Genomic DNA, 23,408 nt, shown 5'->3' with positions numbered 1-23,408 from the left:
CAGGGCCCTGGTTCAGTGGCTCACGACGGGGTCCATTTCACGCGTTGTAGACCCTGTTGCCGTCTCTGCGCGCAGCGGTGGAACGCACCAGCTCCTGAGTCAACTGCTCCATCCACTGGTCGATGGGAACCGAAGGAACAAACCTCTGGTGAATGAGCCGCAAGTAGCGTGTGTTGGCGGCCCACTCGACAAAATCAGCAAAAGGCAGTTGCTGCTGCTCCAGCAGTCTGAACTTCAGCAACACCTTGACCGCGTGATGCGCATGCCGCTCAGGGTTCTTGACAAAGGCGTTGAGGCGCTCGCGCGCGTAGGCCAGCACCTCGGCACGGTAGCGGAATACCGGGCCGTGGCCGGGAATGACCCAGCGCGGGTCAAGCCGCTCGATCAGGTCGAATGTGGCGGCCACTTCATCGAACGCGGTTTCACCATCGAGTTCCGGAAACACCACGCCGAAGCCTTTTTCCCACAAGGCATCGGCCGAAATCAGGGTTCGGGACTGCGGCTCAAACAGAATGACTGAATGGGGATCATGGCCCGGTGCCGCATGGATTTGCCACGCGGTATCGGCCAGCTGGATGTCCGTGCCCGGCGACAGAAGGCCATCGAACTTGAACCGGGGGCAGTGTTGCCCGGATGGCACATAGTTCAGGGCGACGGGGTCCCACGGCGAGACAAGTGATGCATGGCCTGGCGGAATGAGGGTTTGAAGTTCTGGGTAATTGCCCTGGAGGGCGGCATTGCCGCCGCAGTGGTCGCTGTGCAGATGGGTATTGAGCAGCAAGTCCAGCGGCCGCTGCTGCAAAGCGGCGCTGACCAGCCCGGCCGTTAGTTCCGCGTGTGTGCTGTAGCCACTGTCAACGAGTGCGCTGGATGCCGATCCAAGGAACAGAATGTTGTTGGAGGACAGCCAACCGCGCTCAAAAACCTGAATACCGTTCGGAAGTTGGATGCTGGTCATGGGCCGTCTCGGACACGTCATTTTTAACGGTGGATAACACCAGGTTTGTAAAGATGGGCGCGCATGCGGGGTTTGCCGCCGCTTATTCCGCAGTGCCCTCGGACTCAACCACGGCCACCACCAGGCCGCGCTCGACCATTTGTCCGTTCTGCACCGACAGCGAGCGCACCACCCCATCGTGGTCGGCATTGATGCGCAGCTCCATCTTCATCGACTCCATCGTTGCCACCACGTCGCCGGAACGTACGCGCTCGCCAACCGCCACATGGATCTTCAGGATCATCCCCATCATCGGCGTGCGCAACTGGCCACTGGTCTGGCGTCCGGTGATGGCCTGGTTGAGGTAAGGGGTCACGCCGATGGCGTGGGCAGTGCCGCTGCTCTGCACAAACACGGTATCGACGCTGCGCACGATGGTCAGCACCTCATGTCGATCCCCCATGCGCAAACGCCAATTGCCCCCGGCGATGGCGGTCAGTGCCAAGCGGACTCGTTCTGTGCCGATTTGCACCGTCACCTCGGACTCGGGCGAGACGGCGCCGAACCGGGCCTCGTGCGTTGTGCCGCCCGAGCGCAGCAACAGCGCCGGAACCGGCGTGAGCCGATCGTCGCCGGCGTGCATCTGCCAACCCGTCACGTCCAGGGCCGACCAGGCCCCGAATTGATTGCCGTTGCACCGCGCGTCGAGCAACCACCAAGCCGCTGCAGCGGCCAGCCGCTCCAGCGGCGCACTGCTCGCGCCCTGACTCCCCTCGGCCAGCACCTCGTCAATCAGACGGGTGTGGAAGCTGGCGTCGCGCGTGGCGGGCAGGGCCAGCAGGCGCTGCAGAAAGGCGCAGTTGGTTTCGACGCCGTGCACCTGGGTTTCGCCCAGCGCCCCACTCAGACGGTCCAGCGCCGCCTCGCGCGTGGGCGCATGCGCAATCAGCTTGGCCAGCATCGAGTCGTAGTACGGCGTGACCGCCATGCCGGCGCGCACACCCGATTCAACCCGCACGACAGAAGTTGGGAACCGAACAGCGATCAGTTCACCGGTGGAGGGAAGGAAATTTTGTGCTGAATCTTCAGCGCAGACCCGCGCCTCAATCGCGTGGCCGCGCACCTGCACTTCGCTCTGGCGCAAGGGCAAGCCCTCGCCGGCGGCAATGCGCAGCATGATCTCGACCACATCCAGCCCGGTCACCTCCTCGGTCACCGGATGCTCGACTTGCAGCCGTGGATTGACTTCGAGAAAGTGGTGATTGTCGCCCTGCACGATGAATTCCACCGTGCCGACACCGCGATAGCGCAGCCGCTGTCCCAAGCGCACCGCGTCACCGAGCATCGCCTCGCGCAGCGCCGGGGCGAGGTTCACCGCTGGAGCCTCTTCGATGACTTTCTGATGGCGCCGCTGCAGCGTGCATTCGCGCTCGAACAAGTGAATCACTTCGCCATGGCCGTCGCCGACGATCTGCACCTCGATGTGGCGCCCGCGCTCGACAAAGGCTTCGACGATCAACGCAGTGTCGCCAAAGGAACTCCCGGCCTCGCGCATGGCCGCCTCGATGGTCTCCATCAACCCGTCCAACTGCTGCACCACCCGCATGCCCTTGCCGCCGCCACCGGCGGCCGCCTTCAGAATCACCGGTAGCGGTAGTCCGCGCACGGTGGCTGCCACTTCGGCCGCATCGCGGCTCGGCAGCTCGCTGCCGCCGAGCACGGCCACGCCAGCGGCGCGGGCCTCGCGCTTGGCCGACGCCTTGTCGCCCAGGCGCTCAATGACCTCGGGCGTCGGGCCGACGAAGACGAGGCCGGCTGCCTCGACCGCGCGCGCGAAGACCGCGTTTTCGGCCAGAAAGCCAAAACCAGGATGAATGGCCTGCGACCCGGTCCGCCGGGCCGCATCAATGACCGCATCGATGCGCAGGTAGCTCTCGGCCGGCGCTGCCCCACCGATTTCGATCGACTCGCCGATCAGGTCAACGTGCAGCGCATCGCGATCAGCACTCGAATGCACACCGGCCACCGCAATACCGAGGCGCCGGCAGGTGCGTGCGATGCGGCAGGCGATTTCGCCGCGGTTGGCGATCAGGATTTTTTTGAACATGTCAGAGTCCGCTCCAGCGCGGTGGGCGCTTTTCATTGAAGGCCTTCACGCCCTCCAGCCTGTCGGCCGAGGACACCAGCACGTTGTAGGCGGCGACGTCGAGCATGTAGCCGCTGTGGAAGTCAATCTCGCCGCCGCGCGATGCGGCGAGTTTGGCGTAGTGGGTGGCCATCGGTGCGGCCAGTACGATGTCGCGCGCGTCGGCGACTGCGGCGGCCAGCGCCGTACCCGGCTCGGCCAGGTCTGTGACCATGCCCCATTCGGTGGCTTCTTCGGCCGAGAAGCGGCGCGCGGTGAACAGCAGCTTCTTGGCGCGCCGCGCGCCGACGGCGCGCACGAGGTTCTGGATACCGCCGCCGCCGGGCATGATGCCGCGCCGCAGCTCGGGCAGCGAAAATACCGCAGCGCGCGAAGCGACGATGTAGTCACACATCAACGCCAGTTCGCAGCCGCCGCCATGCGCGTGGCCTTCGACGGCGGCGATCACCGGTTGCGGGAAATCCTTGACAGCCAGCAACACCTCTTCGGCGAGCTGGTGTTGGCGCCGCCATTGACCGTCGGTCATACCGTCGCGCTGCTTGAGGTCTCCGCCGGCCGAGAATGCACGCTCACCGGCGCCGGTGATGATCAGCACACGCAGGCCGTCGTCGAAGGCCAGTTCGTGCAGGGCGTTGCGCAGGTCGATGAACATCTGCGTGTTCATCGCGTTCATCACCTCGGGGCGGTTGAGCACCAGGGTGCGGATGCCATCAGCGAGCTCGGTGCCAGGCGCGGCTTCAACGCGTAGTGTCGTGTAGTCCATGGTGCTTCAGTAAGAGCGGGGCATGCCCAGCAGGTGCTCGGCCACCTGCGCCAGCACCAGGTTGTTGGAGATCGGCGCGGTGCGGAACAGCCGGCTCTCCTTCCATTTGCGCTCGATGTCGTATTCGCAGGCCACGCCGTAGCCGCCGAAGGTGGTCATGGCCGCCTCGGCGGCTTCCCAAGCAGCCTCGCTGGCCAGGTACTTGACCATCGTCGCCTCGCGCCCGCAGGGCAGGCTGGCGTCGAACAGCGTCGCTGCCTTGTTGCGCATCAGTTCGGCAGCCTCGATGTTCATGTGGGCGCGCGCGATCGGGAACTGCACGCCCTGGTTGGCGCCGATCGGGCGGTCGAAGACGACACGCTCGCTGCCGTAGCGCGCGGCCTTGCCGACGAACCAGTGGCCGTCGCCGATGGCCTCGCTGGCCACCAGCAGACGCTCGGAATGCAGCGAATCCAGCAGGTAGTGGAAGCCCTTGCCTTCCTCGCCGATGCGGTCGTCGTCGGTGAGCTCCAGGTTGTCGATGAAGACCTGGAAGGTGTGGTGATTGATCATCGTGCGAATCGGCGTGGCCTTCAGCGACGCGCCGGCCTTCGCTATGTCGATCAGGAACAGGCTAAGGCCATCGGTCTTCTTCTTCACCGCGTCGGTCGGCGTGGTGCGCGCGACCAAAAGGTACATGTGCGAGTGGCTGTAGCGCGAAGTCCAGATCTTCTGGCCGTTGACGACGTAGCCACTTGGCACCTTGCGCGCGAATGTCTTGATCGCCAGCGTGTTGGAGCCCGCGTCGGGCTCGGTCACGCCGAAGGCCTGCAGCCGCAGGCTACCGTCGGCGATGCGCGGGAGCGTCGCGCGCTTCTGCGCTTCGCTGCCATGGCGCAGGATCGACGCCATCGTGTACATCTGCGCATGGCAGTGCACCGCGCTACCGCCGTTCTGGTTGATCTCCTGCAGGATCAGGCAGGCGTCGAGCAGGGGCAGCCCGGCGCCGCCGTATTCCTCCGGAATCAGCGCGGCCAGCCAGCCGGCCTTGGCCATCGCGTCGACGAAGGCTTCCGGATAGGCGCCGTCCTGGGCGCACTGGCGCCAGTACTCGGGGCCGAAGCCCTTGCACAGCTCCTTGACGGCGGCGCGGATCTGACCCTGGGTCTCGGTGTAGTCGAAGTTCATGGGGATCTCGGCCTTGTCTCTGTCAATCGACGACGCGTTGCTGTCGCAGCGCCGCCAGTTCATCGGCATGCAGGCCCAGCGCCGTCAACACCTCGTCGGTGTTCCCGCCCAGCACTGGCGGCGGCGGGCCGCTGCGCCCGCGACGGCCCTGCGAACTGATGGGCAGGCCCATCGTCTGGTGTTGCGGTGCGCCCGGCAGCGGCAGCGCGCCCAGCATGCCGACCGCTTGCACCTGTTCGTGCGCCAGCATCTGGGCCACGTCGTGCATCTCGCTGCAGGGCGCACCGGCCGCTCGCAGCGCCGCCGCGCAGTCTGCGGTGCTGCGCTGCCGGGTGCGCGCCTCGAGCTCGGCGTGCAGCGCCTTGCGGTGGCCGATGCGCGCCGACATGTCGATGAAGCGCGGATCCTGCGCCAGCTCTGGACAAGCCAGCGCGCTGCAGATGCGGCCAAACAGCCGGTCGTTGGCCGCAGCGATGAAGACCTTGCCGTCGGCGCTTTCGAAGAGCTCGTAGGGCGCCATCATCGCCATCGCCGAACCCATCTTGCGCGGTAGGCGCTGGGTGGCCAGATAGTTCGCGACTGGCACCATCATCCACGACAGCCCGGTCTCGAGCAGGCTGGCGTGCACGCGCATGCCTTCGCCCGTGGTGGCGCGGCGCAGCAGCGCGGCCAGGATCGCCATCGTGGCCCACATGCCGGTGCCCATGTCGATCAGCGACACGCCGACGCGCGCCGGCTCGTCACCTTCGTGGCCGCTGACGCTCATGATGCCGGCGAAGGCCTGCATCAGCGGGTCGTAGCCGGGCAGCGCGCGCATCGGGCCGACCTCGCCGAAGGCGCTGATCGCGCAATACACGAGGCGCGGATTGGTCGGCAGCAGGTGTCCGTCGCCGAGGCCGCGCGCTTCGGCGCTGCCGGGTTTGAGCGAATGCACCAGCACGTCGGCACCGGCCGCCAGGCGCGCGACCAGCTGCTGACCAATCGCGCTGTCGAGGTCAATGCAGACGCTCTTCTTGCTGCGGTTCAGCGCCGCGAAGCCGGTCGAGACGCCGGCCACTTCGGGCGGCTTCCACTGGCGCGCATCGTCGCCGCTGCCCGGGCGTTCGATCTTGATGACCTCGGCGCCGAGGTCGCCGAGGATATGGGTGCAGAACGGGCCGGCCACGTTCTGCGTCAGGCCGAGCACGCGGCAGCCGGAGAGAATGGCTTCGAGCATGTTCAATACTGTGGACTAAAAGATCACATGCGGAACACGCCGAAGTGCGTGTCGCGCGCCGGCACACGGCCCGCCAGCTCCAGCAGCAAAGCCATGGTGTCGCGCGTTTCCAGCGGGTCAATCACCATGTCGCACCACAGATTGGAGGCGTAGTTGTAGGGACTGGAAAAGCTCTCGAACTGCTCGCGTATCGGTTGCTTGAATTGCTCGCGTTCTTCGTCGCTCCAGCTTGTGCCCTCGCGCCGGTGGATGTTCTCGCGCACCAGGCCCAGCGTGGTGGCGGCCTGCTCGGGGCCCATCAGCGCGGCGCGGCCGGTAGGCCACATCATCATCACGTTGGGCTTGAACGGGCGCCCGCACATCGCCAGGTAGGCCGCTGCGTACGAGCCTCCGGTGATCAGCGTGTAGCGCGGCACGTTGGCCGAGGCCATGGCCGTCATGAACTTGGCGCCGTGCTTGGCAATGCCCTGCTGCTCCACCGCTTTGCCGACCATGAAGCCCGACACATCGGCCATGAACAGCAGCGGAATGTCGCGCTGGCAGCACAACTCGATGAAGTGCGCGCCCTTGAGCGCGCTCTCGGAGAAGATCACGCCGTTGTTGGCCAGAATGCCGATCTGGAAACCCTTGATGCGGGCGAAGCCGCAGATCATGGTGTCGCCGTACAGGGGTTTGAACTCCTGTAGTTCGCTGTCGTCGATCAGCCGCAGCAGCACTTCGCGGTTGTCGGTCGGATGCCGGTTGTCGGCGCTGACGATGCCGTAAATCTCGCGCGGGTCATGGCGGGGCGGCAGCGGCGGAACCACGTCCCAGCGTTGCTTGGCCACGGTACCTAGGTTGGCCACGATGCCGCGCACGATGGAGATGGCATGGCCATCGTTCTCGGCCAGATGGTCAGTGACGCCGCTGATGCGGCTGTGCATCTCGCCGCCGCCCAGGGTTTCAATGTCAACCTCTTCCTTGGTGGCGGCATACACCAGTTCGGGCCCGGCGAGGAACATCGCACCCTGGTTGCGCACGATCACCGCCTCGTCGCACAGCGCCGGGAGATAGGCGCCGCCAGCGGTTGAGGGCCCATGCACGGTCGCGATCTGGGTGATGCCCTCGGCCGACATGCGGATCTGGTTGTAAAAAATGGAGCCGAACTGGCCGTCGTCGGGGAAAATATGCGCCTGCTCCGGCAGGTTGGCGCCGCCCGACTGGACCATGGTGATGCACGGCAGCCGGTGCTGCCAGGCGAACATCTGGGCCCGCACATGTTTTTTTGCGGTGATGCCGTAGTAGGTGCCGCCCTTGACCGTGGCATCGTGGATCATCAGCATGCATGCGCGCCCGCACACCAGCCCCACCCCGGTGATGATGCTGCCGCCCGGCGGCACGCCCTCGTACAGGCCGTCGCCGGCAAGCTGCCCGAACTCGAGGAAGGGCGAGCCGGGGTCGAGCACGGCAGCCAGGCGCTCGCGCGGCAGCAACTGCTTGCGCTTCTTGTGCAGCAGGCGCGCCTTTTCGGGGCCGCCGATCAGGGCACGTTCGCGGCGTTCATGCAAGTCGTCAATGCGCAGCTCATAGGCTTCGCGGTTGCGCTGAAATTCGGGCGAGTTCGGCGTGGCGGTGGATGTCATCAAACTCATTTGGGCAGCCCTTCCAGTGACTCGGTATGGGTCGGTCATCAGGCAATCAGGCCACCACACGCAGCGTCGCAAAGCGCTGCAGGTGGTGGTCGGTGCTGCCCAACAGGTTGCAAAAGAGCGTCAGGCGGCGAAAGTAATGGCCGATGTCAAGCTCCTCGGTCATGCCCACGCCGCCGTGCAGCTGCACCGCTTGCTGCGCCACGAAGCGGGCTCGCTCACCAATGGCGGCCTTGGCGGCCGAGACGGCGCGCGAACGGGTGACTGCGTCGGGATGCTCGGCATGCAGGGCCGCCATCAACACCAGGGAGCGGCTGGCCTCGACCGCGGCGAACATGTCGACCAGCCGGTGCTGGATGACCTGGAAACTGGCAATCGGCACGTCAAATTGTTTGCGCGTGCCGACGTACTCGCCGGTTTTCCTCAACAGCGCGCCCATGGCACCCAGGGCGTCGGCACAGGCGGCAACAATGCCAAGATCAACCAGGTGCTCGAGCAGTCCCAGGCTTTCGCCTTCCATGCCCAGCAATGCGTCCGGGCCCAGCACGACAGCATCAAGCTGCAGATCACCAGCCCGACTGCCGTCGTAGACCTTGTAGCCCGCCACCTGCACCCCCGGCGTGTGGGCTTCGACCAGAAACAAGCTGATTCCCCGGCGTTCACTGACGGCGCCCGAGGTTCTGGCGGCCACAACAAAGCCGTCGGCCCAGGGCGCGCCCAGCACACCGCTTTTGCGGCCCGACAGCACCCAGCGGCCGCCCTTGGCCATGGCGCTGGTGTGAACATGGGCGAGGTCGTGGCGCGCATCGGCCTCGGTGTGCGCTAGGCTGACAATGCGCTGGCCCGAGACCAGCCCGGGCAGCCAGGTCGCGCGCTGCGCCGCGGTGCCCGCGCGTGCCACCGCCTGCGCGCCGAGCACGGCGCTGACGAGGTAGGGTTCGACCACCAGCGCGGCGCCCAGGGCCTCGGCGACCTGGATCGTCTCGAGCATGCCGCCGCCAAAACCGCCATCGGCCTCGGGCAGTCCGAGCCCAAGCCAGCCGAATTCCCCGAATCGCTGCCAGTGCTTGTGGCTCATGCCGGACGCCGACGCGACGATCTGGTTGCGCGCATCGAAGCGGTATTCGGCGCGCAGAAATTTCTGTGCCGCGTCGCGCAGCATCTTTTGTTCTTCGGAGAGATCAAAGTTCATGACGATCCTTACCGCGTGCCGCCGGCCAGCAGCATCTTGGCCAATACATTCTTTTGCACCTCGTCGCTGCCGCCGTAAATCGTGGCGGCGCGCGAAAAACAGTAGTGCGGCATCGCATGGGCATGGCGTCCGCTTCCAAACTCGCCGCCGTCATGCCAGGGCCAGGCTTGCTCGGCGGCGATCTCGACGCCCAGCTCGGCCAAGGTCTGTTGCACCGCCGTGCCCATGGTCTTGAGCAGCGAGGATTCCGGCCCCGGCGCCTTGCCCGAGGCGGTGGCGGCCAGCACGCGAAAGTTGGTGTGTTCGAGCGCCATCAGTTCGATCTCGGCGCGCGCCAGCTTGAGCCGCATCGCCGCGTCCTCCATCAGCGGTTGGCCACCCGAGCGGCGCTCACCTGCCGCGGCATACAAGTTGGCTAAATGCGCCTTGCAGTCGGCCACGCCGGCGATGCTGGTGCGCTCGTGTGTGAGCAGGTACTTGGCAATGTCCCAACCCTGGCCTTCGCGACCGACCAGGTTTTTTCTGGGCACCCGAACGTCGGTGAGAAACACCTGGTTCAGGTGGTGTTCGCCGTCGATCGAGACAATGGGTTTGACATCGATGCCGGAGCGGTCCATCTCGATCAGCAGGAAGGAGATGCCTTCCTGCTTCTTGCCGGTGTTGGCGGTACGCACCAGGCAGAACATGTGCGTGGCCCAATGCGCATAAGTGGTCCAGATCTTGGAGCCGTTGATGATGTAATCGCTGCCATCGGCCACGGCCGTGGTCTTCAGGCTGGCCAAGTCGGAGCCTGCACCCGGCTCGGAATAGCCTTGGCACCACCAGTCCTCGCAGCGACGGATGCGCGGCAGGTACTGCGCCTTTTGCTCTGGCGTGCCGAAGGCAATCAGCACCGGCCCGAGCATGATGACGCCCATCGACAGCCCCACCGGCGCACTGGCCGCCGCGCGCTCAAGGTCGAAAATATAGCGCTGCGTCGGCGTCCAGCCCGGCCCCCCATGCTCCTTGGGCCAGCCGGTGACCAGCCAGCCCTGGCCATCGAGTCGGCGCTGCCAATGAACGATGTCGTTCTTCTGCAGCATTTCCCCGGTGACGGTCTTGCGCTTGAGATCGGACGGTGTGTGGCCTTTGAACCAAGTGCGAACCTCTTGCTGGAACGCCATGTCTTCCGGGCTGAAATCGATGTCCATCGTGGGCCTTTATGCGTTCGGCTTGCGCTTTAGATCGAGATGCCGCCGCCGCAGATCAGCGTCTGGCCGCTTACGTAGTTCGACTCGGGAATACACAGCAGGTAGACCGATCCGGCCGCTTCCTCGGGCGTGCCGCCGCGACCCAGCGGAATGGTGCGCTCCATCATTTCCAGCAGATCAGGGTTGACGCCGACCTTGATCTTTTGGCCCTGGATGTCAATGGATGCGTCGCCGCTGGCCGAAGCTTCGGTCAGCCGCGTTTTGATCATGCCAAAAGCGACGGCGTTGACGTTCACCTTGTAACGCCCCCACTCCTTGGAGAGCGCCTTGGTCAGGCCAATGATGCCGGCCTTGCCCGCTGAGTAGTTAGCCTGGCCGGCGTTGCCGCCGGTGCCGGCGATAGACGAGATGTTGACCACCTTGCGGAACACCTCCTGCCCGGCTTCGGCTTCCTTGCGCGAGGCGACGCGAATGAACTCTGCGGCAGCGCGCAAAATTTTGAACGGCGCGGTCAGATGCACGTCGATGATCGCGTTCCATTGCTCGTCCGTCATCTTCTGAACCACGTTGTCCCAGGTGTAGCCGGCGTTGTTGATGATGATGTCCAGGCCGCCGAAGCTGTCAATCGCGGTCTTGACGAAGCGATCAGCAAAATCGCCGGCAGTGACGCTGCCCACGCAGGCCACGGCCATGCCGCCTGCCTTCTTGATGTCGGCCACGGTCTGCTCTGCTGGAGCTGCGTCGAGGTCGTTGACCACGATCTTGGCGCCTTCGATGGCCAACTTCATGGCGATCGCACGGCCGATGCCGCGGCCCGAACCTGAAACGATGGCCACTTTGCCTTCGAGTTTTTTCATGATGTGTGTCCTTGTTTTTGATGAAAAGGAAATGAAAGGGAAAAGAATAAGGAGCCGGGCTGCCAAACGGCGGTCTCAGCCTCTCAGTTCAGGGCAACCAGCGCCTCGCCGGACAGCGTGATTTCGCCTGTCGCTTTCGTAGCGCTGATTTGAACGCGCACGCAGGGTCGGCCTGCATGCTCAATCTGTTCAAGCACCTTGCCGGTGCAGCGCACGCGGTCGCCGAGATGGGTCAGGGCCGCGAAGCGCACGCCATAGCTGAGGATCTGGCGCTGCGGCACCCATTCGGTGAGCGCGCGCCCGAGGTAGGCCATCGACAGCATGCCGTGCGCGAACACATCCTTCATCCCCGCACCGTGGGCGAAGTCGATGTCGATGTGGATCGGGTTGTGGTCGCCCGACGCACCGGCGAACAGTGCCAGGGTGGTGCGGCTGATCGGCGGCAATTCCAGCACGGGCATGTCGGCACCGACATCCATGATTTTTACTTGAGCGTTCATGAATATTCCTTCAGGCGTGGCGCACGACGATCACTGAGTGCATGTCGGAGACATGCTCGCCAAGTTGATTGGTGACCTTCGTGTCGTTGACGACAAACTCGAGCGCGCCGCCCTTCTTGTCGTAGATGTCGGCGACCCGGGTCTGAAAACGCAGCGTGTCGCCAGCGCACACCGGGGCGTGGTAGTCGAAGCGCTGCTCACCGTGCAAGACCTCCCGCAGATCGATCTTGAGCGTGTCGAGCAACGTCATCAACACCCCCGAATCGCTCTCGGCGCCAAAGATGAAAGTCGGTGGCGCCACGACGTCGCGGTAGCCAGCGGCCTTGGCGGCAGTCGTGTCGAAGTAGATCGGGTCGGTGGCACCGATCACCTGGGCGAAAAAGCGGATGCGGCCCTTCTCCACATCCCACAGCGTGGGCGGCACCTCGTAGCCGATGAATTGCTTGTCAATCATGGGACTCCAGATCCTGGTCTTCTGCGCCTGTGCTCAGGCGGCCTGGTAAAGCGTGACAACACAAGCGCCGCCCAGCCCGAGGTTGTGCTGCAAGGCCACACGTGCGCCTTGAACTTGGCGTTTGTCCGCCGTGCCGCGCAGTTGGTGAGTCAGCTCATAACATTGCGCCAGGCCGGTGGCGCCCAGAGGGTGCCCTTTCGACAACAGGCCGCCCGACGGGTTGGTCACAACCTTGCCGCCATAGGTGTTGTCGCCGTCCAGCACAAACTTTTCCGCACCGCCGGGCGGGCACAGGCCCAGCGCCTCATAGGTGATCAACTCGTTCTGTGCAAAGCAGTCGTGCAGCTCAACCACGTTCACGTCCTGCGGGCCGATGCCGGCTTGCTGATAGACCTTTTGCGCCGCATCGCGCGCCATATCGAAGCCGACCACGCGCATCATGTCGTGCGACTCGAAGGTACTGGGAAGATCGGTTGCCATCGCCTGGGCGACAATGGAAACGCGAGTGTCGAGCCCGTGCTTCTTGGCGAAGGCTTCGGAGCAGATCACCGCAGCAGCGGCGCCGCAGGTCGGTGGGCAAGCCATCAGGCGGGTCATCACGCCCTCCCACAGCACAGGTGCGTTCATCACGTCGTCGACCGAGATCTCCTTGCGCAACAGCGCCAGAGGGTTGTTCGCAGCATGACGGCTGGCCTTGGCGCGAATGCTGGCAAAGGTCTCCAGTTTGGTGCCGTACTTGTCCATGTGCGCCTTGCCGGCACCGCCGAAGTAACGGATAGCCAACGGAATTTCCGGGCGCCCGACGAGTTCGGCGGTGGCCCGGTCAAACTCCTCGAACGGCGTCGGCCTGTCCTCGAACTGGGCCTTGATGGCACCTGCGGCCATCTGCTCGAAGCCCAGGGCCAGAACACACTCGACGGCACCACTTTCGACTGCCTGGCGCGCCAGAAACAGAGCCGTCGAACCGGTGGAGCAGTTGTTGTTGACGTTGACGATGGGGATGCCGCTCATGCCCACGGGGTAGAGCGCCCGCTGGCCGCAGGTGGAATCGCCATATACATAGCCGACATAGGCTTGCTGGATCATGGCGTACTCAACGCGCGCATCGGCAAGGGCCTGGCGCACTGCCCTCTCTCCCATCACGTGATAGGGTTCACTGGCGCCCGGTTTGGTGAACGGGACCATCCCGACACCGGCAACAACGACTTTCTGGTTCATCGCACTAACTCCTTGGGTTGAAATATTTCGGACGCCGACACTGAGAGGCCATCGGCCTCAACCGCCCTTGGCCTCATCGGCGTACTCGGTCTTGAGACCCCGCTTGAGGATCTTGTTGGCCACGCTGATCGGCAGCGAGCTGCGAAAGTGGATCCGCTTCGGCGCCTTGAAGCCGGGCAGGCGGCCACGACAGAACTCGATCAGTTCGGCCTCGGTCACCATGGTTCCTGGCCTGGCGATGACGGTGGCCGTCACGGCCTCGCCCCAGTGCTCGTTGGGCAGCCCGAACTCGGCGCACGGCATCGCGCCTGCGTGGGCGCCCAGGACGCTTTCGACCTCCCGGCAATAAACGTTCTCTCTGCCGGTCTTGATCCATGTCCTTCTTGCGGTCGGCGAAGAAGTAGTTGCCGGCCGCGTCGCGGAACAGGATGTCGCCGGTATGGAACCAGCCGTCGCGGCACACACGGCGGTTGGCCTCGTCGTTCTTGTAGTAGCCATTCATGATGACCGGGCCGCGCACGATCTGCTCGCCCGATTCACCGTCGGCTACGTCCTTGCCTTCATCGTTGACCAGACGCACGTCGGCGGCCACCGAGGCGACGCAGCCCACCCAGCGGCCGTCCTGGTCGGGCATCTGCTCCCAACCGTCCACGCAGCCACCGGTCAACAAAGAGGCTGTCAATTCGCTGAACCCCTGCACCGAAAAGAAGCGCGACGACGGCGCCGCCTGCTTCCATCCATCGATCATTGACTTGGGGATCGTCGAGGCCCAAGTGCCCAGCTTGGTCGCGCAGCGAAGATCCGACGCGCCGAAGTTGGGGCCAGCGGCCTTCGCCGCGCGGCGAAGGTTGTCGCTCACGTTCTGGCGGCGCAGCAGGTTCATCTCGAGTACATGGGTCAAGGCTGTCTCGTTAGGTTGAAGCTCGTTTGACGCTGATGAATGGTCTCGCCGCGAGCGGCACGACCCGATAGGTCTCACGGGTGAATGCGTCACGGACGGCTACCGTCAATGAATACGCACCAATTCCGTCCTCCGCTTACGCCGCCTCCAGTTCTGGCACAACAAATGAATGTCAGCGATGAATCATACCTAACGCTTGACAGTTTTGCAATGCCCAATTAAATTGGGTAAGCCCAAAGAGATCTTGTCCGCGCAGCTTTGGTGCGCGCCGCGGCCCGTTGACCCAACCCACGCATTGATAGGCATCCCTATATGGCCGCCACTCGCAGTTTTGCTCTCTCCGCCGACGACCGCGCCGTACTCGAAGCCGCCGACAAGTTCGCGCGCAAGGAATTCGTACCACTCGCCCGCCGCATGGACGACGAGGAGTGGTGGCCGTCGGATATCTTCCAGAAAATTGGCGCGGCTGGCTTCATGGGGGCCACCGTGCCTGCCGAGCATGGCGGCGCGGGTATGGACCTGTTCAGCTCGGGCCTGATCTGCCAAGCCTTTGCACGCTGGAACCCCGCCATCGCCTTGTCCTGGGCGGCGCACGACAACCTGTGCGTTAACAACATCTTCCGCAACGCCAACGAGGCGCAGCGCCGCCAATACCTGCCCGATCTGTGCAACGGCACAAAAATCGGCGCGCTCGGCCTGACCGAACCCGGCGCCGGCTCGGATGCGCTGGGCGCCATGCGCACCAGCGCGCGCCGCGAGGGCGATCATTACATCCTCAACGGCACCAAGATCTACATCACCAACGGCCCGGTGGCCGATGTGCTGTTGGTTTACGCCAAGACCGCGCCAGAGTTAGGTGCCAAGGGCATTTCAGCCTTCATCGTCGAGAAGAATTTCCCCGGCTTCAAGGTGGCTCAAAAACTCATCAAGATGGGTTTTCGCGGCAGCCAGACTGGCGAGCTGGTGTTCGACAACTGCCGCGTGCCGGCAGCCAACCTGGTGGGCAAGGAAAACGAAGGCGTCAAAATCGTCATGAGCGGGCTCGATCTGGAGCGCGCGCTGGTGGCTGGCTTATGCGTGGGCATCTGCGAACGTGCACTCGAATTGAGCGTCGAGTACGCCAGGACGCGCGTGCAGTTCGGCAAGCCCATCGGCAGCTTCCAGATGGTGCAGGCCATGCTGGCCGAGATGTACACCGAGATCGAAGCCATGAAAACCCTGGTCTGGCGCACCCTGGCCGAGGTCAATGATCTGGAGGTGGGCGGCGGAGGCCGCGGCGATGTGCACAAGCTCACCGCAGCGTCCATCCTCTACGCTGGCGAAGCCTGCAACCGGGTGCTCAACAAGGCCGTGCAAGTGCATGGCGGTAGCGGCTACATCTGGGAGTCCGAAATCAACCGGCTGTTCCGTTGCATCAAGATCCTCGAGATCGGTGCAGGCACATCCGAGGTGCGCAAGATGATCATCGCCGAAGAGCTGCTGCGCGGTTGATTCCCAGACCCGCATGGCAAGCGCAGCTGACCACCACACAAACAAGCAGGCCTTGAAGATGCAACCCTCGTTGACCATCCGCTTTGAGCAACGTGGTGCCGTGGCGTGGATCACGCTGAATCGGCCCGATGCGATGAATGCGCTGTCGGAGACAATGTGCGCCGAATTGCGCGATGCGACCGCGCATTGCGAGCGTGACCCGACCATCCGCGTCATCGTGCTGACCGGTGCGGGCCGTGCCTTCTGCGCCGGCGCCGACCTCAAAGGCGTGTTCGAGAGCAGCGCTGGCGGCCCCGGCCCGAGCGACCCGATGGGCGAGTTTCTCGATCTCGTCGGCGGCATGATGGATCGGCTGCGCATGTGCCCCAAACCCACCATCGCCGCGCTGAACGGTCTGACGATGGCTGGCGGACTGGAGCTGGCCATGGCCTGCGACCTCATCATCGCCGCCGAAAGTGCCCGCATCGGCGACGCACATGCCAACTTCGGCGTGTTTCCGGGCGCGGGCGGCGCGGCGATCCTGCCACGGCGCATCGGCCCCACCGCCGCCAAATACCTGCTGTTCACCGGCGACACCATGCCCGCACGCGAACTGGTTCCGCTGGGCCTGGTGAACCGTGTTGTGCCGGATGCCGAGCTGGTGTCCGAGGTCGAAAAATTCGCCTTGCGCATCGCCAGTAAAAGCCCGCTGGTGCTGCGCCGCATGAAACAGGCCGTGGCCGACGGGCTGGAGCAGCCACAGGCTTCGGCGCTGCGGCTGGAGCGACTGGTGCTCGACGCGCACCGCCATTCGCACGACATACAAGAGGGCCTCGCGGCTTTCGTCGACAAGCGCACGCCCGATTTCAAGGGCTACTGATTTCACCCACTTGTTCTAATGGACGCATTTCCATGACCAGCCCGCAAGCCGCCGTCTACGTAGTCGGCGTCGGCATGACGCCGACCGGCAAGTTTATTGACCGCGATATCAAGCAACTGACCGCCGCTGCTGTGAATGCCGCGCTGGCCGATGCCGGACTGTCCATCAGCGACATCCAGTCGGCATACTTTTCTAACGCAACCCAGGGCGCGCTCGAAGGCCAGACCATGATCCGTGGCCAGATTGTGTTGCGTTCGATGGGCTTCGAGTCCATCCCGATCTTCAACATTGAGAACGCCTGCGCCAGTGCCAGCTCGGCTTTCAACCTGGCGGTGCAGTACGTGCGCTCGGGGGCAGGCGAGATCGCGCTGGCCATTGGTGCCGAGAAAATGTTTTGCGCCGACAAAGCCAAAATGTTCAGCGTCTTCGACGGCGCCTGGGACGTGGCCACGGTCGAGGAGAACAAACGCAGGCTGCTGCAAATGGGGCACGGTATTGAGCCGCCGGAAGGGTCCATGTCCAAGGCGCCCTACAGCCTGTTCATGGACATTTACGCCGCCTTTGGTCGCTTTCACATGCGCGAGTTCGGCACCACGCAGCGACAAATTGCCGCCGTGTCGGCCAAGAATCATGGCCATTCGGTGCACAACCCGCTGGCGCAATACCGCAATGCATACACCATTGACGAGGTACTGGCCGCGCCCCCCATCGCCTACCCATTGACGCTGCCGATGTGCGCACCCATCAGCGACGGGGCTGCCGCAGTCGTCGTGTGTTCCGAAGCAGCACTGGCGCGCCTGGCAAAGCGTGGGCGCGCCATCAAGGTGTTGGCATCGGTCATTGCCACCGGCAGCACCCGCCGCCCTGAAGACCTGGATCAACACATCACCGTCAAGGCTGCCAAACAAGCCTACGAACTCGCAGGCGTTGGCCCGCAAGACATTTCGCTGGCCGAGGTCCACGATGCCACCGCCATCGGCGAAATCGTGCAGAGTGAAAACCTTGGCTTCTGTGCGTTCGGCGAAGGCGGGCCGCTCGCCGAGCGCGGCGACACCACGATTGGCGGACGCATCCCGATCAACACCTCGGGCGGACTGGAGTCCAAGGGGCACCCGATCGGCGCCACCGGGCTGGGTCAGTTGCACGAACTGGTCGTGCAGTTGCGCGGCGAAGCGGGGGCCCGCCAGGTGCAAGGGGCCCGCCTTGCCATTGCAGAAAACGGTGGGGGCCTGTTCGGAATTGAAGAAGCCGTGGCCGCCATCACCATTCTCGGTCGCTGAAGGGCAAAAATGATTGTTCACGACAAGGTGGCCACTATCACAGGTGGTGCTTCAGGCCTGGGACGCGCGGTGGCTGATGCGCTCGCCGAAGGCGGCGCGCGGTTGTCATTGTTCGACCGCGACAGCGAGCGTGGTGTACAGGCAGCCAACGAACTGGGTTCTGCCGCCATGTTCGAGCAGGTGGATGTCACCAGTGAGTCACAGGTGCAGGCGGGCATCGACGCAACCCTGGCCCGTTTTGGCGCCATTCACATTTGCATCAACTGCGCTGGCGTGCCCGACGCAGCCAAGACCTTGTCCGATGGAAAACCCTTTCCCCTGGCACTGTGGGACAAGGTGATTGCCGTCAACCTGACCGGCACGTTCAACGTGCTGCGCCTGGCAGCCGTGGCGATGGCGCGCAATGAGCCTGAGGGTGATGAGCGCGGCGTCATCATCAACCTGTCGTCCGGTGCCGCACAGGACGGCCAGATGGGACAGGCGGCCTACGCCGCCAGCAAGGCCGGGGTGATCGGCCTCACGCTGCCGGTGGCACGGGACCTGGCCGATCTGGGCATCCGCTGCGTAGCGGTTGCGCCGGGCTTGTTCGAAACGCCGATGGTCGCGGGCCTGCCAAAGAAGGTCGCACTGGCCATCGTTGACCGCATGATTCTGTTCCCGCGCCGCATGGGTCAAGCCAGCGAGCTGGCCCACCTGGTGCGCTCCATCGTCGAGAACCCCTATATCAATGCGACCTGTTTGCACATTGATGCCGGTGCACGCATGAGCACTCGCTGAACGAGACCGACAACACACCGAGACCAGCACCATGAATTTCCTCCCCACCGAAGAACAGCGCATGGCCGTGGAAGGCTTCACTCGCTTCCTGGAGACCGAACTGCGTCCGATTGTCGAACGCTACCAGCCCGACAAGCTAATTGAAAAAGAGGTGATGCTGGAGATCTTCCAGAAGATGCTGCCCTACGGCATGGGCGGCAACGGCATCATTGCCGAGGAACATGGTGGTCTGGGCATGCCCTGGCTCACCTATGCACTGATGTATGAGCAACTCGCTCGCATCTCCGGCGACGTGGCAATCTCGCTGTTGATTCAGCAGCTCGGCGCCTATTCGCTGGAGGTCTGCACGAACGTGGCCATGCGTGAGAAATATTTGCCACGCATGGTACGCGCCGAAATCATTGCCTGCAGCGGCATCAGCGAGCCCGGGGTCGGCTCCAACGTGGCTGAAGTCACCTGCCGTGCCCAGCGCGATGGCGACCACTACATTGTCACCGGGGAGAAAACCTGGATATCCAACGGCCACTACTCCGACTTTTGCATGGTCATCGTGCGTACCTCACAAGAAGGTTCTGGCGCCATCTCGATGATCTTGGTGGACCGCGCCGAACACGGCTACGAAAGCCGCAACATCGACAAGCTCGGGCTCAACAGCACCTCGACCGCTCAGCTGTTCTTCGATGGCGCGCGCGTGCCGGCCGCCAACATGATGATAGCCCCCGGCACCGGCCTGAAGAACACCATGGTGCTGTTCGAGAAAGCGCGTCCTATGGTCGGTCTTACCTCGGTGGGCATCGCACAGGCGGCGCTCGACAAGGCGGTGGCCTATTCGAAGGAACGCCGCCAGCATGGCAAGCCCATCGGCGGCCATCAATTGATCCAGGGCATGCTTGCCGAAGCCGCGACCGAACTCGACGCCGCGCGTCTGCTGGTCTACCGCGCCTTCAACCTGATCGACCACGGCGTGCGCAGCGAGGTGCAAAGCGCCATGGCCAAATGGTACGCGACCGAGATGGCGGTCAATGTCACGTCGAAAGCAGTGCAGATTCACGGCGGCAACGGCATAACCAAAGACTTCGGCGTTGAATTGTTGTTCAGAAACGCACGCATGATGCCGATTCCCGACGGCACCACCGAAATCCAGAAACTCATCATTGGCCGCGCCCTGACCGGCATCAACGCCTTCTCCTAACCCATGACCTCTAACTCCTCGATTAGCCCATCCAGCGAGGCTTCGGTGCTGCAGGCGCGGGACATCACCTTGCGCTTTGGCGGTGTCACCGCGCTGGCCGAGGTCGCCATCGATGTGCGTGACAACGAGCTGCTGGCCATCATTGGGCCCAACGGCGCGGGCAAGAGCTCTTTGATGAACGTGCTCAGCGGCTTCTATCTGCCGCAACAAGGCAGCGTTCACTACCGTGGTCAAGACATCAAAGGCCGCGCGGTGCACCAGATCGCGCGCGAAGGCGTGGTGCGCACTTTTCAGGGCACCCATTTGTTCTCCAACATGAGCGTGATCGACAACATCCTGGTCGGCCGCTACAGCAAGATGCGATCAAATCTGGCGCAGGCATTTCTCTACTTTCCCTGGACCCAGCGTGAAGAAACGCTGCACCGGGAAGCAGTCGAGGAAATCATCGACTTCCTTGAAATTGAGAATATCCGCCACCAGCCGGTAGGCGCGCTCGGCTACGGTCTTCGCAAGCGCGTTGACCTGGGCCGTGCGTTGGCGATGGAACCCAAGGTTCTGTTAATGGATGAACCCATGGCCGGCATGAACACCGAAGAAAAAGAAGATCTGGCCCGTTTCATCATAGACGTGCGCGAGGCCAAGCGCATCCCGGTTGTGCTAGTGGAGCACGACATGGGGGTGGTCATGGATCTGGCAGACCGCGTGGCGGTGCTCGACTTTGGCCGCAAGATCGCCGACGGCACGCCTGCACAAGTGCAGGCCGACCCGGCCGTGATCCAGGCCTACTTGGGAGCAGCGGCATGAGTGCGACCGACCCCGCCCCAGAAGTCGTCATGACCCTGCCGCAGAAGTTGTTCGCCCACGCCCGGGAACATCCACAGTTGCTGGCGCAGCGCGTCAAGCGCAAAGGTATGTGGCGCTGCCATACATGGGCCGACGTGTTTGATCGAACGCGCAGCATTGCGCTTGGCGCGGCGGCGCAGGGCCTGCAGCGTGGCGAAACCGCGATTGTGATCGGCGAGAACGAACCAGAGCACTACTGGGCGCTGTTTGCGGCCCAGTCACTGGGCGTCAAAATCGTATCGGTCTACCCTGACGCCACCGTCGACGAGTTGCACTACCTGTGCGAGGATTCAAAGGCCCGCTTCATCTTCGCGCAGGATCAGGAGCAGGTTGACAAGGCGCTTGCGCTGCTGGAGCGGCTGCCCGACATCCGGGGCATCGCCTACTGGGACAACTCGGGCATGTGGTCGTACCGGCATACGCTGCTGCAATCCTTTGATGACCTGACCGCTGAAGGTCGGCGCCAGCACGAGAGGCACCCGCAGCGCTTCGAACGTGAAGTCAACGCCGGCCAAGCGGACGATTTGGCACTACTGACCTACACCTCCGGCACCACCAGCAAGCCCAAGGGCGTGATGATCAGCCACCGCTGGCTGATGGACAACGCGGTTCGGATGAGGAGCGCGTTGCCGCTGGAAGCCGGCATGGAATATTTGTCTTACACGCCGCTGGCCTGGATCACCGAGCAGTTGCTGGGCGTGACCCTCGGGCTGATCACGCCGCTGGTGGTCAACTTCCCGGAAGGCCCCGACCAGGTCTTGCCCAACGTGCGCGAACTTGCGCCGCACATCGTGCTGTTTGGCCCGCGCCAATGGGAGAACATCGCCGCCACCATCGAGGCGCGCATGCTCGCCGCGAGTTGGATGGCACGCGGCATCTACCGCTGGGGCATCCGCATCGGCCATGACGTGCATGTGGCGCGACTCGAAGGGCGCGCGGCACCGTGGCTGTCGCGCCTGCTGCTGCCTGTGGCCGAGGCGCTGGCCCTGCGCCCGGTGCGCGATCAGTTCGGCTTTATTCGCAGCGATGTCGCGGTTTCAGGCGGCACCGCCATGGCACCCGACGTGTTTCGCTTATTTCACGCCATGGGCGTCCACTTGCGCAATATTTATGGCTGCTCGGAGTTTGGTCTGATTGCTGGCCACCGCGGCGAGCGCTGCGACCTCGAAACCGTGGGCCCGCTACTGGATGTGGACCCTGCCTTCGGCGCGCCGCTGGAATCGCGCATTGAGGACAATGGCGAACTGTTGCTGCGCGGAGGTACCGGCTTTCTCGGCTACTGGGGCAAGCCCGAGAAGACCGCCACCATCCAGCGCGACGGCTGGTACGTCAGCGGTGACGCAGTGCGCAAGACCGAGCGCGGAGAACTTGTCTACCTCGACCGGGTGGAACACTTGGTCAAACTCGCCAGCGGTCACCCGTATCCCCCGCAGTTCATCGAGACCCGGTTGCGCTTTTCGCCCTTTATCAAGGACGTGATGGTGCTGGGCGACGCCACCCGGCCCTGGGTTGGCGCGCTGATCAACATCGACATGGCTGTGACCAGCCGCTGGGCCGAGGAGCGGCGCATCGCATTCTCCACCTTCACCGACCTATCGCAGCGGCCCGAGGTGCGGCAACTGGTGCAGGGCGAAATCCGCCGCATCAACAAACTGCTGCCCGAAGGCTCGCGGGTGGTGCGTTTTGCCAATTTTCCGAAGGAGCTTGATCCCGACGAAGGCGAACTGACGCGCACGCGCAAGCTGCGTCGAGAGTTTCTCGAGGTGCGCTACGGGGCGCTGATTGACGGACTGTATGCAGGTGCCGCCGACATTGCCTGCGAAATAGCCGTGACCTACCAGGACGGCCGCCAGGGTGTGTTGCGCGCAACCGTGGTGGCCACCGACATCGACCAGACACACACACCATGATCATCGAATTCATCAACTACACCATCAACGGCGCGCTGCTTGGCCTGCTGTATTCGCTGGTGGCCATGGGCTTTGTCGTCATCTACCGCGCCAGCAAGGTCTTCAATATGGCAATTGGCGAGATGATCGTGCTGGGCGCCTTTCTGCTGTGGTGGGCCATCCAGTCGCGCGGCATGCATCCGGTGCTGGGCATCGCTGTTGCACTGTGCATTTCGGTGCTGATCGGGCTAGTGATTGAACGCCTGCTGTTCAGGCGCCTGATTGGCGAGTCGGTGTTCTCTATGATCATGGTCACCATCGGGCTACTGATCCTGATGCGTGGACTGGTGCTGGCGATCTGGGGTCCGCAGGAGCGTCAGTTCCCCGCCATCTTTCCCCTCACGCCAATCATCTTGGGCGAGATGATCATCCCGCGCTCGCTCGCCATTGGTGGCCTCATCGCGGTGCTGGCGGCCGTGGCGCTGCACTGGTTCTTCAACCGCAGTCGCAGCGGGCTGGCGATGTCGGCGGTGGCCGAAGACCACCAGATCGCTCTGGCCATGGGCATCAGCGTGCGCCGCTCCATCGCCTTCGCTTGGGCGCTTGGCGGCGTTCTGTCGGTCATCACTTCGATGGTCTACCTGAGCGGCAAGTCGCTGACCTTCCTGTCCTCTGAAATCGGCTTCGCCGCCCTGCCGGTGGCCCTGCTGGCCGGGCTCGAGTCCATCGGCGGTCTGCTGCTGGCGGGCATTATCGTCGGGGTCGTGCAGGGACTGACCGCCGCCTACATCGACCCGCTGATCGGCGGCAATGCCGCCGCCGTCGTCCCCTATATCTTCATGCTGGTGGTGCTGGTGGTTCGTCCGACCGGCATGTTCGGCTGGAAACGCATTGAAAGAGTCTGACCC

21 protein-coding genes and 1 pseudogene are annotated in these 23,408 nt (G+C 63.8%); 8 read left to right on the top strand and 14 right to left on the bottom strand.

The window, feature by feature from the left end; genetic code table 11:
* Positions 1-37: 37 nt before the first annotated feature.
* From CAP37_RS14415 to CAP37_RS22180, 14 genes and pseudogenes are all read right to left on the bottom strand, one after another.
* Positions 38-958 carry an MBL fold metallo-hydrolase gene (locus tag CAP37_RS14415; protein ID WP_056278357.1) on the bottom strand — a complete coding sequence of 307 codons (921 nt, stop codon included), beginning with the start codon at positions 956-958 and terminating at the stop codon, positions 38-40.
* Positions 959-1,040: 82 nt separating this feature from the next.
* Positions 1,041-3,044: a biotin carboxylase N-terminal domain-containing protein gene (locus tag CAP37_RS14410; protein WP_056278355.1), complete on the bottom strand. Its 2,004-nt coding sequence runs from the start codon at positions 3,042-3,044 to the stop codon at positions 1,041-1,043.
* A 1-nt stretch (position 3,045) separates the two neighbouring features.
* Complete coding sequence (locus CAP37_RS14405; RefSeq protein ID WP_056278352.1) at positions 3,046-3,846, bottom strand: enoyl-CoA hydratase/isomerase family protein; 801 nt, start codon at positions 3,844-3,846, stop codon at positions 3,046-3,048.
* Between the two features lie 6 nt (positions 3,847-3,852).
* The gene (locus CAP37_RS14400) at positions 3,853-5,013 is read right to left on the bottom strand and encodes an acyl-CoA dehydrogenase family protein (RefSeq protein WP_086125006.1); all 1,161 of its coding nucleotides are present in this window, start codon (positions 5,011-5,013) and stop codon (positions 3,853-3,855) included.
* Positions 5,014-5,035: 22 nt separating this feature from the next.
* Positions 5,036-6,229: a CaiB/BaiF CoA-transferase family protein gene (locus tag CAP37_RS14395; RefSeq protein WP_056278349.1), complete on the bottom strand. Its 1,194-nt coding sequence runs from the start codon at positions 6,227-6,229 to the stop codon at positions 5,036-5,038.
* A 23-nt stretch (positions 6,230-6,252) separates the two neighbouring features.
* The gene (locus tag CAP37_RS14390; RefSeq protein ID WP_056278346.1) at positions 6,253-7,860 is read right to left on the bottom strand and encodes an acyl-CoA carboxylase subunit beta; all 1,608 of its coding nucleotides are present in this window, start codon (positions 7,858-7,860) and stop codon (positions 6,253-6,255) included.
* 46 nt (positions 7,861-7,906) lie between these two features.
* Entirely contained in the window at positions 7,907-9,049 is a 1,143-nt protein-coding gene (locus CAP37_RS14385) for an acyl-CoA dehydrogenase family protein (RefSeq protein ID WP_056278343.1), read from the bottom strand.
* A gap of 8 nt (positions 9,050-9,057) precedes the next feature.
* The gene (locus tag CAP37_RS14380) at positions 9,058-10,239 is read right to left on the bottom strand and encodes an acyl-CoA dehydrogenase family protein (protein WP_056278341.1); all 1,182 of its coding nucleotides are present in this window, start codon (positions 10,237-10,239) and stop codon (positions 9,058-9,060) included.
* A gap of 29 nt (positions 10,240-10,268) precedes the next feature.
* Complete coding sequence (locus CAP37_RS14375; protein WP_056278339.1) at positions 10,269-11,096, bottom strand: SDR family NAD(P)-dependent oxidoreductase; 828 nt, start codon at positions 11,094-11,096, stop codon at positions 10,269-10,271.
* 83 nt (positions 11,097-11,179) lie between these two features.
* Entirely contained in the window at positions 11,180-11,596 is a 417-nt protein-coding gene (locus tag CAP37_RS14370) for a MaoC family dehydratase (RefSeq protein WP_056278336.1), read from the bottom strand.
* 10 nt (positions 11,597-11,606) lie between these two features.
* The gene (locus CAP37_RS14365) at positions 11,607-12,050 is read right to left on the bottom strand and encodes a MaoC family dehydratase N-terminal domain-containing protein (protein ID WP_056278333.1); all 444 of its coding nucleotides are present in this window, start codon (positions 12,048-12,050) and stop codon (positions 11,607-11,609) included.
* A gap of 33 nt (positions 12,051-12,083) precedes the next feature.
* Positions 12,084-13,268 (bottom strand): lipid-transfer protein, encoded by a 1,185-nt coding sequence (locus CAP37_RS14360; protein ID WP_086124716.1) that lies wholly within the window; start codon positions 13,266-13,268, stop codon positions 12,084-12,086.
* Positions 13,269-13,325: 57 nt separating this feature from the next.
* Entirely contained in the window at positions 13,326-13,571 is a 246-nt protein-coding gene (locus CAP37_RS22185; RefSeq protein WP_056278329.1) for a hypothetical protein, read from the bottom strand.
* A gap of 196 nt (positions 13,572-13,767) precedes the next feature.
* Positions 13,768-14,151, bottom strand: a pseudogene (locus CAP37_RS22180) (hypothetical protein); the annotation flags it as partial.
* A gap of 330 nt (positions 14,152-14,481) precedes the next feature.
* On the opposite strand from CAP37_RS22180, the gene CAP37_RS14345 reads away from it, so the two are divergent.
* From CAP37_RS14345 to CAP37_RS14310, 8 genes are read left to right on the top strand one after another with little or no spacing between them, the layout of a single operon-like run.
* Positions 14,482-15,660 carry an acyl-CoA dehydrogenase family protein gene (locus CAP37_RS14345; RefSeq protein ID WP_056278324.1) on the top strand — a complete coding sequence of 393 codons (1,179 nt, stop codon included), beginning with the start codon at positions 14,482-14,484 and terminating at the stop codon, positions 15,658-15,660.
* Positions 15,661-15,718: 58 nt separating this feature from the next.
* Complete coding sequence (locus tag CAP37_RS14340) at positions 15,719-16,519, top strand: enoyl-CoA hydratase/isomerase family protein (protein ID WP_179190210.1); 801 nt, start codon at positions 15,719-15,721, stop codon at positions 16,517-16,519.
* Between the two features lie 32 nt (positions 16,520-16,551).
* Positions 16,552-17,799, top strand: a complete 1,248-nt coding sequence (locus tag CAP37_RS14335) for a thiolase family protein (RefSeq protein ID WP_056278322.1) — start codon at positions 16,552-16,554, stop codon at positions 17,797-17,799.
* Positions 17,800-17,808: 9 nt separating this feature from the next.
* A complete protein-coding gene (locus tag CAP37_RS14330) occupies positions 17,809-18,576 on the top strand; it encodes an SDR family NAD(P)-dependent oxidoreductase (protein ID WP_086124715.1) in 768 nt (255 codons plus the stop codon).
* Positions 18,577-18,607: 31 nt separating this feature from the next.
* Positions 18,608-19,768 (top strand): acyl-CoA dehydrogenase family protein, encoded by a 1,161-nt coding sequence (locus CAP37_RS14325; protein WP_056278316.1) that lies wholly within the window; start codon positions 18,608-18,610, stop codon positions 19,766-19,768.
* A gap of 3 nt (positions 19,769-19,771) precedes the next feature.
* The gene (locus tag CAP37_RS14320; RefSeq protein WP_056278313.1) at positions 19,772-20,572 is read left to right on the top strand and encodes an ABC transporter ATP-binding protein; all 801 of its coding nucleotides are present in this window, start codon (positions 19,772-19,774) and stop codon (positions 20,570-20,572) included.
* Positions 20,569-22,521 carry a long-chain fatty acid--CoA ligase gene (locus tag CAP37_RS14315; protein ID WP_056278310.1) on the top strand — a complete coding sequence of 651 codons (1,953 nt, stop codon included), beginning with the start codon at positions 20,569-20,571 and terminating at the stop codon, positions 22,519-22,521. Before CAP37_RS14320 ends, CAP37_RS14315 begins: the two co-directional genes overlap by 4 nt.
* A complete protein-coding gene (locus CAP37_RS14310; RefSeq protein ID WP_172823112.1) occupies positions 22,518-23,405 on the top strand; it encodes a branched-chain amino acid ABC transporter permease in 888 nt (295 codons plus the stop codon). Before CAP37_RS14315 ends, CAP37_RS14310 begins: the two co-directional genes overlap by 4 nt.
* The last annotated feature ends 3 nt before the right edge of the window (positions 23,406-23,408 follow it).

It is taken from the genome of Hydrogenophaga sp. IBVHS1, from assembly GCF_002127265.1.
In the GTDB taxonomy this organism is placed as follows: Bacteria; Pseudomonadota; Gammaproteobacteria; order Burkholderiales; family Burkholderiaceae_C; genus Hydrogenophaga.
Note: the sequence above shows the minus strand (reverse complement) of the source record. Positions and strands in the feature narration are given on the sequence as shown.